This window comes from Streptomyces sp. NPDC000594, assembly GCF_040299965.1.
In the GTDB taxonomy this organism is placed as follows: Bacteria; Actinomycetota; Actinomycetes; order Streptomycetales; family Streptomycetaceae; genus Streptomyces.
This window is the reverse complement of the sequence record NZ_JBEPCY010000027.1, coordinates 1-13,819: the sequence shown is the minus strand read 5'-3', so window position 1 is coordinate 13,819 and position 13,819 is coordinate 1. Positions and strand designations below refer to the sequence as shown.

Here is a 13,819-nt window from a genome sequence, read left to right as displayed (position 1 = left end):
CCAGGACGCGTCTGCTGGGTGTCGCTCCGACCCACATCCACATTCTTCGCATTGATCACCTTTCACATGGAAAGGTGATATTACGGTCAAGGTAACGACGCACCTGCCGTGCCGTCACCTCCCAGGGCCCCCGCTTCCCGCAGACCACTCGAACGTACGCAGCGCCCGCCGGTCACCACCCGAGCTCGCTGTAGACGCGACCGGCGGCGATGCTGTCGATCGCCGCGCGGGTGTACGGGACGAGGTCGTCCGGGAGCGCCTCGCGCGGCCACCACCTCCACACGGTCGTGCACCGGGGCTCCCTGACCCGAGGCTCGCCCTTCCACCGCCGGGCCGTGAAAAAGAGCTGGAGCCGGGGCGCTGCGCCCGCTGCGCCGGACATGTGCACCGTGTGGACGAGGCGGAGTTCGGCGGGGTCGATCAGGAGTCCGGCCTCTTCGAAGGCCTCGCGGGCGACGCAGTCCCGTACCGGCTCCCCGTCGTCGACATGGCCCGCGAGCACATGCCACAGACCGCCGCCGAACGCCGACCCGGGATGGCGCCGCCCCAGCAGGACCCTGTTCCCGCGTTCCAGATAGAGATGCCCGCCTACGATGTGGAGCGCGGTCCGGGTCCGGGTGGGGCCCGGCGCGTCGCCGGGGCGAGATCCGGGCGCGGGCTCCTGTCGCGCTTTTCGAGGTGTCCTCGCCCCCGGGCGACGGGGCGGGCGGGGCTCCTCCGCCCCGCTCACAGCCGCTCCGCCCGCGCCTCGTCGTGGGAGCCGCCGGCCTGGCCGGGCACCGGGCGGTCGAACGCCTTGGCCTGGATCTCGTAGGCGGTCCGGAAGGAGGCGATGCCGGTACCGGGGTCCATGAGTTCCTCGAAGGTGCCCGATCCGGCGACCTGCCCCTTTTCCAGGACGTGGATGAGATCGGCATGGCGGACGGAATGGAGGCGGTGGGTGATCAGTACGATCGTCTGGCCCGCGTCGGCGAGCCGGCGGATCTGGTCGAACACCTTCTGCTCCGCGACCGCGTCGAGCGCGCTGGTGGGCTCGTCGACCACCAGGATCTGGGCGTTGCGGTGACGGGCCATGGCGATGGCCAGCTTCTGGCGTTCACCTCCGGAGATCTGGTGGCCCCCCTGGTAGCCCCGGGCGAGGAGGGTGTCCAGGCCGCGCGGGAGTGTGTCGAGGACCGTCTCGGCACCCGCGTAGGCCGCCGCGGCGCGGATCGCGGTGTCGTCCATCGGGTCCTCGGGCCGGCCGATACCGACGGTGACGCGGGCGGTGAACGGCCACGGGTACGCGCCCTGGGGCATCAGCGCCACCCGCCGGAAGATCTCCGAGCGCGCCGCCCGGGCGGCGTCCACCCCGTCCCAGCGGATCCGGCCACCGCCCTCGTCGGGGAGGTAGAGCCCGCACAAGAGTTTGATCAGGGTGGATTTGCCGCTGCCGTTCTCCCCGACCAGCGCGATGACCTTCCCCGTGGGGAAGGAACAGCTCACGCCCCGCAGGGTGGGCTCCGGCCGCACACCGGTCCCGGAGGCGGGGTAGGTGAAGGTGACGTTCTCGAACACGATCTCCCCGACCCGGTCGGGCAACTCGGCCCCGGCCGTGGGGATGGCCCGCTTCCCGGCCTCCGCGCAGAGCGTCTCGTAGTCGGCGACGAACAACGACTCCTGATGGAGGTCGGTGATCTGGTCCACCAGACGGTCCAGGCTGCCGGAGACGGTACGGATGGCGAGGATCGCGGTCCCCGCCACGGCCGGCTCCATCCGCCCACTCCACAGCAGCCCGCCGAGCGCACCGTAGGTGAGGAGGGTCGCCAGCCCCCGTGCGCCATCGGCGACCAGCCCGGCGCGGGCGGCGATCCGGGCCAGCCGGGTCTGCTCCCGCTCACTGGTCCGGGCCATGCCCCGGAAGTGGCGCAGCAGGAACGGCCCGATGCCATGGACACGGATCTCGGCGGCGGCGTGCTGCTCGATCAGCAGATGCCCCAGCAGCCGCCCGGCCCGGGCATGCTGCACGAACTGGTGAAAGGAGACGTAACGGTGCTTGGCGATCGTCAGCGAACTCCACGCGGTCGGCGCCGTCATCAGCACCAGCAGCGGCAACAGCGCCGGGTGCAGCACCGTCAGCACCCCGCCCGCCGCGGCCAGCGACACCAGGCTCGCCAGAACCCCCGCGCAGTAGGTGACCATCCGTCGCGCCGCGTCCGCCCCATAGCCGGCGGAGTCCAGCAGCCGGTGGAACTGGTCGTCCTCGATCGCCGCCATCTCCACCCGCGAGGCCAGCTCCAGATACCGCTCCGTCGCGATCCGCTGCACCTTCGGCTCCAGCGCACCGGTCGCCGCCGTTGACGCCGACGTCAGCAGCGAGCCGAGCAGCGCCGTCACCCCCACGACCGCCAGCGCGGGGAACGCGGCCGCCAACCGCTCCTCCACCGCGCCCGCACCCAGCAGATGCCCCAGCACCGCGCTCACGGCCACCAGCCCCACCGCCCCGCTGACGCCCCGCGCCCCCTCGGCCACCAGCACCGCCCGCAGCGCCCGCGCGTCGGCCCGGTGCGCCAGCCGTACCGCCGTACCCACCAGATGCGGCAGCGAACGAGCCATCTTCCACAGATCCAGCGACAGCCACGCCCCCTGGTGCTGGCTCCAGCCCACGTCGTAGGCGAGCGGCCCGCCGAACAACAGCCGCTCCGACGCCGACACCTCTTCCGCCCCGCTCTCCGGGCCGCCCCCGCTGCTCCCCGCGCTCATGCGCCTCCTCCCCGGGTACGGATCAGGACGGCTTCGGTGCACGGTCCGCCCTGGGGGAGTCCGGTGCACGGTCCGCTGCCTGCCCGTGGGCCGGGGGTGGCCCACGCCGGGGGCCTCTCCCGGCCGGGCACGTGCCGGGGCGGCGGAACGCGTTCCCCCGTGGCCCGGCGGCCCTCGCTCCGCGCCTCGGTCATCCGCGCCTCCCCGCCGCCGGCTGCGGCCACAGGGCCCTGGCGCATTGTTCAGCCGGCCGGGCCGCAGTGCGGGACATCGGTGCCATGGGTGTCATCGGCGTTCCCCTTTCTCGGCTATTGCCGCCGTCATCCGGGACAACGACCCGGACCGCCCGCTCGAACACACGTATTTCAGTCGGGACGGGAACCGCATGAACAAGCGAATTCCGGAGGCTGTAGACGCCATCGACCCGTACCGGAGCCGGGACGGCCCGGGGCGGGAGATGGCCGAAACGCCGGAGCCGATGCCGCTGTGACGGATGGGATTTCTCGCTCCCGCCCCCGATCCCGCCACCGCCGGTGCCCGGCCCGCTCCCTGCAGCCGGCCAGAGGACACCGCCTGACCCCGGTGTCCGGGCCTGACATCGACCCCATCAGGCCGCTGCCAGAACCAAGGTGCCGCAGCGCCCGCTCATGGCACTGGTTCCCCCTGACGTGACCGAGGGGCCGGCCACGGCCTGAGCCCGGGATGCGCGACGGCCTTGTCGGACTCGGCCGCGACGCCCTCCATGCCCGGACAGGCGAACGGCACCCGTCCGGGATCCCGCCCACAGCGCGGACAGACCCGTTGGAGACCTGACCTCAACCCCTGCCGTGGCCGCCACACCCGCACCGCCCGGCGGGTGCACCGGACACCGCCCCCGGCGCATCGCGTGGTCGGACGGAGAAGGGGCGGGAGATGACGGCGGGTCATCCGGCAGGGCGCCAGGATCGAGGGAAACGCCGACAGGGGTCCCGCGCTCCCGCCGCGCGGCCCCGTGAACACCTGGTCGGCGGCTCAGGAAGGGAGCCGGGGAGCCTGCGAGGCGTCGTTCAGCGGACCCGGTCGACGAGGTCGCCTGCCCCCGGACGACCTGGATCACGAGGCCATCCGCCCGTTCAGCCGGTCCCGCAAGTCCTCGGTGGTCACCGTCGTGGTGGTGCCGCGCAGACGACGCACCTCGCCCCGCAGAAGTCCGAGGGCGTCTTCGAGTACGTCGAGGACGGCTGGGGAGACGATCACCGCGACGGTCCCGCCGGAAGCATCGGTCAGCGACAGCGACTCGGCCCCTGAGCGAAGGCAAGCGCCTTCTCGGGGGGGCGAGGGCCGGGACGTCACCGCACGCCTCACGCCGGACGAGGTTCTCCCGGGCCTGGGCCACAGAGCGGGTGACCGCGTCCCGTTGCCGGGAGGCGTCCGCGACGGAAAGGGTATTCACCGGCCCTCCGCGGACCTGGCCGTCGAACTGCGCGGGATCCATCCCCGCGATCCTGGGCGGGTGAGGCCCGCGGTGTGCCCCACTGGCTCCGGCGCGTACGGGCACGATGAGGGCGCGCGTGCCGCGATCGCCGCCACCCCGGAGATCTGCCGACGCCGAGGGAAGAGGCACGGGCCGGGCCCGGCGGACGGGCCACCCGGGATGGAGCGCCACCCGGCCGACCGGGCGGCGCCCCGGGGATCAGCCGAGCTTCGCCAGCTGCTTCTCGACCAGCGCCTTCGGGTGCTGGGTCTCGCCCGCGAGGCTCAGCGCGGCGAAGCTGGCCACCACCCCGCCCTGACGGACCGCCACCAGATAGGTCTTCATGGTCGTCTTCTCGTCCAGGTCCGAGGTGAGGGTCAGCGAGACCGACTCGTCCCCGGCGCTGAAGCCGTCCTTCTCCACCTTCTTGATCTGGGTCGCGTCCTTGCCCTTCAGACCGAAGCCGCCCGCGCAGTCCTGGCCGGCCTTCTCCAGCGCGCCGAGCGCGTCGGCGGCACCATCACCCGTGAGGGACACCAGACCGATCTGGACGGTCGTCCCGCCGAGGGCCGCCTTCATCTGCTCCTCGGGCGAGGCGTCCTTCGGCGGCTTCTTGGGCTCGGGAGAGATGGTCTGCGCCGCCTCGTGGGCGGACTTCCCGCCCATGCGCAGCATCAACGCGTCGACGATCGGCGCGCACTTGGCGTCCTTCGCCCCCTCGTCCGCGGCCTGCTCGAGGTCGCTCTCGGTCGCCTTCTTGAAGCGGTGACCCGGCACGTCCTCCTTGGTCAGCATGAGCTTGGCCAGCTCGGCCGCGGGCACCTCCTTCGCGTTCTGCGCACCGCCCTTGTCCTGCTTGCCGGAGTCGGCATCCGAGCAGGCGCTCAGTGTCAGCGCCAGGGAGAGGAGCGAGGCGGCGACGATGGTGGTACGGCGGACAGCGGTGCGTGGCATGGGAAGGACTTCTCCTGGATCGGTGGGTCGCCTCGCGCGGAACACCCGGTTGTCATCACGGCGTGCTCGCGTGGCGTCGGGCAAATCTACGCCGCAGGGTGCGCCGATCCCTACCGGATTACGCTGATGACCTCGGACTTCGGTGATCGTAACGGGGTAGCCGCCAAGCCGCCGCCCGATCGAGACGCCGTCCGCTACAACCTTTCGGCGATGTGCGTGCCGTCCTCCGTGACCACCGAAGGCGACGGCCGCCATCCAGGCGCGGGCCGCGCTCACCGGACCGCCGACGCGCACGCATGGCCCGGGGAGGAGTCTTCCGCCGCCCCGAGCCCCGAGCCCCGAGCGGCGGTCGACGGCCCCGGTCCCGCCCGGGGTGGCCCAGAGTTTGGACCTAGGATCCGATCATGGACATCCGCAGCGTCGATCCCCGCGAGACCGCGTGGGAACAGGACCACGGCCGTTACCGCGTGTACTTCTGGGACCGGTCCGCCGGTGCCTGTGAGGAGTACGAGGTACTGGGCGACCGGGACGTGGACGAGGTTCTCGCCTGGGCTGCCGCGCACGCGGCGGAACACGGCTGGACCCACACCGTGTACCTGGCGGTCGAAGCCGCCGAAGGACTCGGACTGGTCCGGCTGAGCGGGGTGGCGGGCGACCCGCTGGCCGACTGAGCCCGCTCGGACGGGGCGCGTCACCTCACCGGCCCGGACCTGCCGGATCTGCCGGGCCGGCCGGCCGCGTTGCCCTGGCGCGGTGAGACGCCGGATCCAAGCCCGGCTCGGCCACACCGCCGAAGGACGGGCCCGAACGCCCGACCACGGGGGAGGCGTTCGCCGGCACAGGGGCGATCATCAGCTACCGGTGCGGGAGCACGGGTCGGGTGTACGTCTCTACATCGGGGAGTGACGCCGCTGACGGCCGTGATGGTCCTCCTGGCCCTCTCGTCGGCCCTCTCGGCGGGAGCCATGGGGACCCCGGGGGGTCACCGGGTCCCGGTGATGTTCGGGCTCTTCAGCGCGGTCCGGGCGCCGGGACCGGTCCGGTTCCTCCGGCATCGGGCGGCCGCGGGGCCCGGTCGCGAGCCGTCCGGCGATTCGCCGGCGCATGTCCGGCATGGTGAAGCCAAGCGGATCACTCTTCCAATCGGACCATTCCAGATGTCCGATGACGCTCTTGGCGCTCCAGCCGTGCGCCCGGCAGAGAGCGGCCGCGGCGCGCTCGATGGCGTCGAGCTGGCGGGCGGGCCAGGGGTCCTTGCCGTCGCCGAGGTTGACGCACTCGAATCCGTAGAAGGGGGCGTTGCCGTCGACGGACCCGGGGCTGCCCTGGTGCTCGTGCGTGGGCGGTGGGCGTTCGCCGTAGTCCTCGGCGATCACCCGGGCGAGGACCACGGGGTCGCCCCCGCCGGCGTGGTTGGCCCGCCCGTTGCCGACGAGGTGGACGGTGCCGTCCTTGGCGATCACTCCATGACAGAGAGGGCCGGGCAGAGCCGCGTCCCCGTCGTAGCAGAACTGCACCGAGGAGTCGGTTCCCGTGGTGACCGTATGGTGGATCACCACACCCTTCACGGGGCCCCAGGGGCCCTTGTGGTTGCGGTTGTGCGTGCGCCAGCTGCGGTGCTCGACGAGGGTAAGGCCCTCGTCACGGAGTGCTGCCATCAGCTCGGTCGCGGTGAGCGGGGTGGCCATGGGACTGTCCTCTGCGTCAGGCGGGCCGGGCGGCACCGGGCTCGACGGGCGGATCGTCCGGGGCCCGGGACCGGGTCGCGCGGGGTGTTCGGAGGCGGCCGCGAACAGCGGCGCGCCATCGGAGGAGCCGGTGCCGTCGGCCGGGCGTGGGCGCTCTTCTCCCGGTGCGGGGACCGGGACCGGCGGCTCTCCGCGTACCCGGCGGTACGCCCGCTGCGGATGGCCCGGCCCCGATACCGGCCGGTCCTGGAGAGCGGGACCGCTCGGGCCGCAGATTTTGGGGGAGTCCTTCGCCGGTCGTCACGACGCGGTCGCGCTGCGCACCCACAGACCGACCGTGCTGCATCGGTCTCTCTATCCATGTATACCCCCTTGGGCGGCCGGGTCACGACCCTGCCGCCGCCCAGCTGTGGGCGTCTTCGATCTTCTCTCAGGCGTCGGCCAGGGAACCGTGGATCCGGTTGACGGCGCGCAGGATCTCGTTCCGGTTCTTCGCCCGCTTGATCCATGCCGGAAGGCGCGCCACCAGGGTCATCCTCTGTCCGGTGCCGCCGTAGGGCATGCGTTCCCGCAGCGGTGCCCGGACGAAGCGGCGGATCAGGTCGAGGTGTTCGAGATCGTAGGCCCACAGCCAGCCGTGCCGGGTCTCGGTCTGGAGCCACAGGGGCCTACCGAAGTACGGATCGGTCGCAGGCCGGGCCGTGCCGGGGGAGAGGGCGACAAGACGGCCGTTCCACACCCGTGACAGCCCGCAGCCGCGGCAGACCAGACGGCGTGGCCTGAACAGGATCCGGCCTCCGGAGCCGGAGTCCTCCCCGGGCGCCGGGATGACACGGGCGGCCTTCGCGCAGCCGGGGCATCGCACCATGATCGAGCCGAGGAAGGAGTACTCGGTGCTCTGCGGATCCCGGAACCGGCCGGAGAGTGATTCCATGCCGCGAGTATGCGGCCGCCCCGCGGATCAGCGCATCCGGATTCGCCCCCCGCTCACCGCGGCCGGCCACCACCGCCCGGGGCCCGCCGCCCGTGACCGAGGACCTCATCGACCCGGGCCGGCGCCACACCTGTGGGTACGGGGACGGGACCCGCGCGCCTGAGGTCGGTCGCACCGGGTCCCGTCCGTTGGCCACCGCTCGGGCCGGCCGGATGTCCTCCTGTGGCGGGGCGGTTCCGGGCCGGCCGTCGTTTCAGATTCCTTCGTCGACGCAGTAGCCGAGTGCGTCGACAAGGATGGCCAGCTTCAGGCCCGCGGCCTCCGCGCCCTCGGGAACCGGTCCGGTACCGATGACGACGGACCAGTCCCCGTGGTGCAGCATCACCGCCAGTGTGCCGTTGTCGTCGGCCTCGATCCCCATGTCGGTCTCGTCCTTCCAGCCGCGTTCCTCCAGCCGGTCGGCGACCTCCCGCAGATCCGCCTCCCCGGGGAGTGCCGCGACCGGGACCACCACGTTCACCCCGCAGAAGGGCCCGGGCGGGGGATCCTGGACCATGAACCCCGCGCCGAGGCCCTTCAGCGCCGTGCGGAGATCCCGCGTGACCTGCTCCCGGGACTTCTCACCCGGCTTCTCCGCTCCCGTGCCGCCAGGCGGGGCCTTCGGCTTCGCATCGCAGTCGCCGACCGCTTCGAACTCCAGTCCGGAGTTGGCGGAGTACTCCTCCCCGGCTTCCTCGGTGTAGTCACCGCCCGCCACCTGGACCTTCCAGGGACCCGCGCTCAGTTCGGCCGAGGTGATCCCGTCCTTCTCCCTGACCCCGCTCTTGCCCGCCGGGGCCCAGCCCCGTTCCCGGAGCCCGGCCACGACCTGCTCCACCTGACCCTGCCCCGCGGCCTTCTGGTCCGAGACGATGCCGGCCACCTCACAGTGCTCCTGGCCGGGGGGAGTACTCATGGGGGTGTAGCCGACGCCGACCCCGATCGAGGCGGTACGGAAGTCCTCCGCGACCTCCTCGCTGGTCTTCACGCCCTTCTTCCCCGGCTTCCCCTTCTTCCCCGGCTTCCCGGGCTCCTTCTTCCCCTCTTGGTCCCCCTTCCCTGAAGGCACGGAGGACGCGGCGGCCTTCTTCGCTTCCGGATCCTTCCCTGCCCCCTCGCCACACCCCGCGAGCACCACCACCCCTGCCAGCACCGCCGCCGCCACCACGGTCGACCGCCCACCCATGCCCCACCCCTGACTGTCTGTACATCCCACGTATCAGAGGCGGGATTCTGCCACGCCCCGGATCCCGCCCCGCACGCGGGCCACCGGTACACCTGGGCGATCGAAACGGCCTGACCGGCGGGGTACCGCCCGCACCGAACTGGCCGACGGATACGGGGCACCGGCACGCCCCCGGCGGCCACACCCCGGCCGGACGGTTCCGGTGGGCAGGCCGCACTCCGGCCGAAGGACCTGAGCCACTGAGCCGCTGAGCCGGCGCAGGAGGAGAAAGGCGCTCAGCACAGGAGGAGAAGGACGCTCAGCGCAGGAGAAGAAGGACGGTCAGGGCGAGGAGGAGTGAGTCGATGCGGTCGAGCAGGCCCCCGGAACCGGCCAGCCAGTCAGCGGAGTCCTTCACCCGCGCTCCCCGCTTGACCATGGATTCGAGGAGGTCCCCCGCCGGTGCGCCGACCGCCACCGCGACCGCCATCGGCAGGCTCAGCGCGGACAGCGCGGCGAGCACACCGAGAGCGGCTGCGGAACCGCAGAGGGTTCCGCTCCACCGCTTGGCCGGGGAGAGCGGCGACAGCCGTGGCCCGCCCAGCCGTTGACCGGCGAAGTACGCGACGATGTCGCCCACCGAGACAGCGATGAACAGGACGAGCGCGGTCGCGCCGAGCGGCGCCAGGGCGGCGAGCACGCTCAGCCAGACCAGCCCGAGCAGACCGGCCCCGAGCCGGCGCAGACCATCGGTGGAGTCACCCGCCAACAGCGGGACCGCGGCGATGGCCAGCGCGCCCGCCGCCACCGCCCGCACCTCGTGTCCGGGGGCCAGCCAGGAGGTCAGTATCACCCCGGAGACGGCCGCGGCCAGGACCGCCCTGTCCGGCCGGGACAGCCCCATCAGCCCGCCGAACTCCATCGCCGCGACCACCCCGACCACGAGCGCGAGGACCGTCACCCCCGGGCTGCCCCACCAGAACGCCCCGGTGACCAGCGGCACTCCGACCGCCCAACAGCACCAACGGACCAGCAGTTCGCGGCGCCCGGAGAGTGCCACGGCGATCCCGCCGAGCGCCAGGGCCCCGCCGAGGAAGGGCGCGAGCGAGGCGACGCCGATCACCGGGCACGGCCGGCGGCGACATCGGCCGGGGCCCCGGCGGACCGCCGTGGGAGCGAGCCGGGCCGCAGCGTCTCCAGCGCGGCTCCGTACGCCGCCACGATGCGCGCGTTCTCCGCCGTGTCCCTGACCGCGACACGTACGGTGCGCCCTTCGTACTGCGGCGAGAGGGGCGACAGATCGCGCAGGTAGACATCGTGCCGACGGCACTCCCGCACCAGGCTGGCAGCGCTCGGCCCGTCGTCCGGAAGGGTGACGCTGAGGAAGTTCGCGACGCCCTCCTCGACCACGGCGGTGTCGGCCACCCCGGCAAGGTCGGAGGCCAGCTGACGGCGGAGGGCGTGGGTACGGAGCCAGCGGGAGCGGTAGTACCCGGGGTCCCGCAGGGCGGCCACGGCGGCGAGTTGCGCGGGAAGGCTCACGGCCCATGGCGGCGTCCACCGGCGCAGCAGCGCCGCGGTGCCGGGTTCGGCCACCAGGAAGGCCGCCCGCACTCCGGACAGCGCGTACATCTTGGACAGCGAGGTGCAGACCACGACCCGCGGGTCCACCGCGGCCAGCGGGGCGAGCGACTCCGCCAGATCCACGTAGCCGAGGTAGGCTTCGTCGATCCACCAGCGGGTCCCGGCCGGGGCAGCCGCGATCAGGGTGCCCAATTCGGCGGCGGACGCGTGGCGTCCGGTCGGGTTGTTCGGGTTGACCACGACCACCAGATCGTAACGACCCGTCCCGACGACGGAGGCCAGCCGGGCGAAGTCGATCCGCCACCCGTCCCTCCGGTGCAACCGGAAGCGGTCCACCCGGCACCCGATCACGCGCTCGGTGACATGGGCGTACTCGCCGTACCCCGGGTCCAGCAGAAGCACCCTGCTCGCCGGGGTCAGCCACCGGGCGAGCGCCCGGAAGATCAGGTCCGACGAGCCGGCCCCGGGCACCAGCGTCTCCACCGGCAGCGCCCGGGCCTGCGCGACCTCCGCCAGCAGGCCCTCGGCACCGGTGGGAGGCGAGGTCCTGGCGGTCCAGTCCGGGTCTTCCGTGATCGCCGTCCCGGCCCCGGGAGCGGGCGGGAACCAGGCATCCAGCACATCGGCGGCGACGACCTCATGACGCCGGTGCAAAGTGCGGAAGTCCGTCCCCATGGCGGTGAAGGAGGCACCGCCGTGTTCACAGCCGTCCGGCCCCGGCGCCCACTCCATGTCCAGCTGCCAGTCGACCGTGGAGCCGAACCGCTCCAGGACGGTGCGATAGCGCGTGGTGGCCACCTGCGTCAGCCCGGCCACCTCGCCCGTCAGCACCTCGAAGTCCACCGCACCACTGCGGACCGTGCGTCCGACGGGCCGCAGACCGACCGCCAGATACATGTCGAGCAGTTCCGTGCGGCCCATCGCCACCACCGTGCGGCCTCCCCGGGAGGAGACCCAGCGCAGGGCCGCGTACATCAGAAGCGGCGCCACCATGGTGCCGCGCCGGCGCGGCTCCACGGTGAGGATGCGTATCTCGAAGACGCCCCCCTCGGACAACAGCGGCAGTTCACCGCGAGTCAGATACTTGTCCAGGCCGTAGCGGCCCAGCCACGGCGGGGTCAGGCTGACGAAGCCGATACGGACCGACCCCCGGGCCGCGACGAGGTAGACGTTGTCACCGTCCAGCCCGTCGCAGAGCCGTCGGTCCGGCTGCGGCGTGTGCTGACCCAGTTCCTGGGCATACACGCGGTGCCTCAACTCGTGTATCCAGAACATATCTTCGGGGGTGGCAGCTCGTATGTGCAGGTCGCGACTCACGTATGTCTCTTTCGGCGAGGGGGGGAGCCCCTTGGTGGTACGGAGGCCTACTGGCCCAGGGCGCTCCACCTCCGAGGACCACCCGTGGCGAACAGGGCGACGGCTGGACGCCGGGCTTGCCACGAGCGGGTGAGGAGATGTCCGGAACGCACCCCTTCGAAGGTGGGCGTGCGCCGGTTCTCACCGGATGTTCGCGCCGTAAGGACATCCTTGAGGGTGCCCCGCTGGTGCACATGAGTACGCGTACGTGAGTACGTGAGTGGGGTGCCCCTGCTGGTGGGGCAACGGGTGGGAACTTACTCAGCCGCCCCGGGACCCGCACGCCCGCACGCGGCAGCGACCGGACCCCGTCCAGAGGGTCGCGCCGAACCGGCTCCCGCCGTACAGACAGTGCGCCGGTACGGGATGGAACGCCGCGCCACCCGATCCGAGCGGCGGGTCCTAGGACAGCCCCAGCGGGGGCAGCGGTTCACAGGCCGCGTGCCAGGCGGACGGCAGAGCGGCGACACCCGTACGGGCGGCGATCACCCCGCCCACGATGGCGCAGGTGGTGTCGATGTCACCCCTTCCCGCGACGGTGAACCACAGACCCTCCTCCAGGTCGTCGAGGTGTTTCGCCGCACACCAGAGGGCGTAGGGGACGGTGTCGGGTCCGGACATCCGGTAACCGGAGCCCAGCACCTCCGCGGCGTGCCGAAGCGAGGTGTGCGCCGGCATCCGGGCCGCGCTCCGTACTCCCGACCGGACATCACTCTCGGGCAGCAGCGCGGCGACGGCCCGGAGGAAGTCCGGCGCGGCCGGGGCGGGCCCACCCCGGCTGCGCGCTGCCAGCGCGGCGGCCACGGCGACCGCCACGGCCCCGGCCACGGCCTCCGGGTGGTGGTGGGAGACCACGCTCTGGCGGGCGGCCTGCTCGGCGACGGTATCGAGGTCGCCGGCGTGCCATGCCCCGAGCGGGGCGACGCGCATGGCCGCGCCGTTGCCCCAGGAGCCCTGCCCGCCGAACTGCCCGGCGACCACCATCCGCCAGGGCTCGCCCGCGCCGATCCGCCGGAGCACGTCGTGCATCGAGGCTCCGTAACCGCGGTGCGTGTCGTCGGCATAGGCCGCGGCCAGACGCAGAGCGAGACGGTCCTGGTCGACGGTGCCGCCGCTCTCGGCGAGTTCCCGGACAAGAACGAGTGCCTGCGCGGTGTCGTCGCTCCATGACCACAGCGCCTCCGGGGGCAGGATCCGAGCCTCCAGGGCGGCCGGTCCTTCGCGGCGCAGGATGCCGAACCAGCGGTCCCCGAAGGCATCACCGAAGGCGAGCCCGGACAACGAGTCCAGCGCGGCGGCGGGCAGGATGTTCATCGGAGCAGTATCACAAGGCCATGACGACCCCTGCACTCCGATTTCCGGAGCTGTCGCCGCGGTTGGTGGGTGGTGGTGACCGGCCCGCGCTGTCGGTGCTTCGTGCGATGCTGACCCCGACCGGGATCCACGGGGTGAGGGAGAGGGAACGATGGGGGCTGAGTACTACGGTGCCGACAGCGAGAACGGTGACCGTATCGACGATCCCTCCGAGGACGCGCTGTTCATGATGATCAGCGACCTCGACGACTCCGACAACACGTTCGTCGTGGTACGGCCCGACGGGGACGACCCCGTCTGGTCCGCCTCGGTGACCTTCCTCGACGAGGGCGGCTACGAGATCGTCCGCCGTGACACCACCCGCGACGAGCACCGGGTCACCACGGCGACCGGCATCGACGACATCGCCCGCGACCTCACCCTCTGGCTGGCCGCCCGCGACTTTCCCGGACGGCCGACCAGGCAGGTCACCGGCTCCCCAAACCCCCTTTAGACCCAATGCCGTTGTCTTTGTGGTGGGCGTACTGTGTTTGGTAGTGGGTCCCGGGGGTGGTTCAGGTGGCTGCGAGTGTGTCTGACTTATCGGGTCT

Annotated in this window: 12 protein-coding genes; 2 read left to right on the top strand and 10 right to left on the bottom strand. The window is 72.2% G+C overall.

Translation table 11 applies throughout. The annotated features are described in order from the left end of the window. Window positions 1–172 precede the first annotated feature (172 nt). From ABT354_RS28310 to ABT354_RS28295, 4 genes are all read right to left on the bottom strand, one after another. Window positions 173–730, bottom strand: coding sequence for an NUDIX hydrolase (locus tag ABT354_RS28310; RefSeq protein ID WP_351498852.1), 558 nt, complete (start codon window positions 728–730; stop codon window positions 173–175). Beyond that, window positions 727–2,742 carry an ABC transporter ATP-binding protein gene (locus ABT354_RS28305; RefSeq protein WP_351498850.1) on the bottom strand — a complete coding sequence of 672 codons (2,016 nt, stop codon included), beginning with the start codon at window positions 2,740–2,742 and terminating at the stop codon, window positions 727–729. Before ABT354_RS28305 ends, ABT354_RS28310 begins: the two co-directional genes overlap by 4 nt. 1,092 nt (window positions 2,743–3,834) lie before the next feature. Then, window positions 3,835–3,978, bottom strand: a complete 144-nt coding sequence (locus ABT354_RS28300; protein ID WP_351498848.1) for a hypothetical protein — start codon at window positions 3,976–3,978, stop codon at window positions 3,835–3,837. Window positions 3,979–4,414: 436 nt separating this feature from the next. Next, window positions 4,415–5,149, bottom strand: coding sequence for a hypothetical protein (locus ABT354_RS28295; RefSeq protein ID WP_351498846.1), 735 nt, complete (start codon window positions 5,147–5,149; stop codon window positions 4,415–4,417). Window positions 5,150–5,553: 404 nt separating this feature from the next. Here ABT354_RS28295 and ABT354_RS28290 point away from each other — a divergent pair, with 404 nt between their 5' ends. Further along, on the top strand, window positions 5,554–5,820 hold the full coding sequence (locus ABT354_RS28290) for a hypothetical protein (RefSeq protein WP_351498844.1): 267 nt from the start codon (window positions 5,554–5,556) through the stop codon (window positions 5,818–5,820). Window positions 5,821–6,039: 219 nt separating this feature from the next. Here ABT354_RS28290 and ABT354_RS28285 read toward each other — a convergent pair whose 3' ends face one another. The 6 genes from ABT354_RS28285 to ABT354_RS28260 all read right to left on the bottom strand — a co-directional run bounded on the left by ABT354_RS28285 (window position 6,040) and on the right by ABT354_RS28260 (window position 13,229). Then, complete coding sequence (locus ABT354_RS28285; protein WP_351498842.1) at window positions 6,040–6,837, bottom strand: peptidoglycan recognition protein family protein; 798 nt, start codon at window positions 6,835–6,837, stop codon at window positions 6,040–6,042. Window positions 6,838–7,267: 430 nt separating this feature from the next. Continuing rightward, on the bottom strand, window positions 7,268–7,771 hold the full coding sequence (locus ABT354_RS28280) for a hypothetical protein (RefSeq protein WP_351498840.1): 504 nt from the start codon (window positions 7,769–7,771) through the stop codon (window positions 7,268–7,270). Window positions 7,772–8,024: 253 nt separating this feature from the next. Further along, a complete protein-coding gene (locus ABT354_RS28275; protein ID WP_351498838.1) occupies window positions 8,025–8,996 on the bottom strand; it encodes a hypothetical protein in 972 nt (323 codons plus the stop codon). A gap of 298 nt (window positions 8,997–9,294) precedes the next feature. Continuing rightward, window positions 9,295–10,098 carry a phosphatidate cytidylyltransferase gene (locus ABT354_RS28270; RefSeq protein ID WP_351498836.1) on the bottom strand — a complete coding sequence of 268 codons (804 nt, stop codon included), beginning with the start codon at window positions 10,096–10,098 and terminating at the stop codon, window positions 9,295–9,297. Then, the gene (locus tag ABT354_RS28265; RefSeq protein ID WP_502983516.1) at window positions 10,095–11,834 is read right to left on the bottom strand and encodes a histidinol-phosphate aminotransferase family protein; all 1,740 of its coding nucleotides are present in this window, start codon (window positions 11,832–11,834) and stop codon (window positions 10,095–10,097) included. Before ABT354_RS28265 ends, ABT354_RS28270 begins: the two co-directional genes overlap by 4 nt. Before the next feature lie 483 nt (window positions 11,835–12,317). Continuing rightward, complete coding sequence (locus tag ABT354_RS28260; RefSeq protein ID WP_351498832.1) at window positions 12,318–13,229, bottom strand: ADP-ribosylglycohydrolase family protein; 912 nt, start codon at window positions 13,227–13,229, stop codon at window positions 12,318–12,320. Between the two features lie 151 nt (window positions 13,230–13,380). Here ABT354_RS28260 and ABT354_RS28255 point away from each other — a divergent pair, with 151 nt between their 5' ends. Then, window positions 13,381–13,722 carry a hypothetical protein gene (locus ABT354_RS28255; protein WP_351498830.1) on the top strand — a complete coding sequence of 114 codons (342 nt, stop codon included), beginning with the start codon at window positions 13,381–13,383 and terminating at the stop codon, window positions 13,720–13,722. The last annotated feature ends 97 nt before the right edge of the window (window positions 13,723–13,819 follow it).

What these genes read in the sequence shown, in the direction of transcription:
- ABT354_RS28290 (WP_351498844.1), top strand. Translation starts at nt 5,554, where the DNA reads ATGGACATCCGCAGCGTCGATCCCCGCGAGACCGCGTGGGAACAGGAC.
- ABT354_RS28260 (WP_351498832.1), bottom strand. Translation starts at nt 13,229, where the DNA reads ATGAACATCCTGCCCGCCGCCGCGCTGGACTCGTTGTCCGGGCTCGCC.
- ABT354_RS28295 (WP_351498846.1), bottom strand. Translation starts at nt 5,149, where the DNA reads ATGCCACGCACCGCTGTCCGCCGTACCACCATCGTCGCCGCCTCGCTC.
- ABT354_RS28285 (WP_351498842.1), bottom strand. Translation starts at nt 6,837, where the DNA reads ATGGCCACCCCGCTCACCGCGACCGAGCTGATGGCAGCACTCCGTGAC.
- ABT354_RS28255 (WP_351498830.1), top strand. Translation starts at nt 13,381, where the DNA reads ATGGGGGCTGAGTACTACGGTGCCGACAGCGAGAACGGTGACCGTATC.
- ABT354_RS28265 (WP_502983516.1), bottom strand. Translation starts at nt 11,834, where the DNA reads ATGTTCTGGATACACGAGTTGAGGCACCGCGTGTATGCCCAGGAACTG.
- ABT354_RS28280 (WP_351498840.1), bottom strand. Translation starts at nt 7,771, where the DNA reads ATGGAATCACTCTCCGGCCGGTTCCGGGATCCGCAGAGCACCGAGTAC.
- ABT354_RS28305 (WP_351498850.1), bottom strand. Translation starts at nt 2,742, where the DNA reads ATGAGCGCGGGGAGCAGCGGGGGCGGCCCGGAGAGCGGGGCGGAAGAG.
- ABT354_RS28275 (WP_351498838.1), bottom strand. Translation starts at nt 8,996, where the DNA reads ATGGGTGGGCGGTCGACCGTGGTGGCGGCGGCGGTGCTGGCAGGGGTG.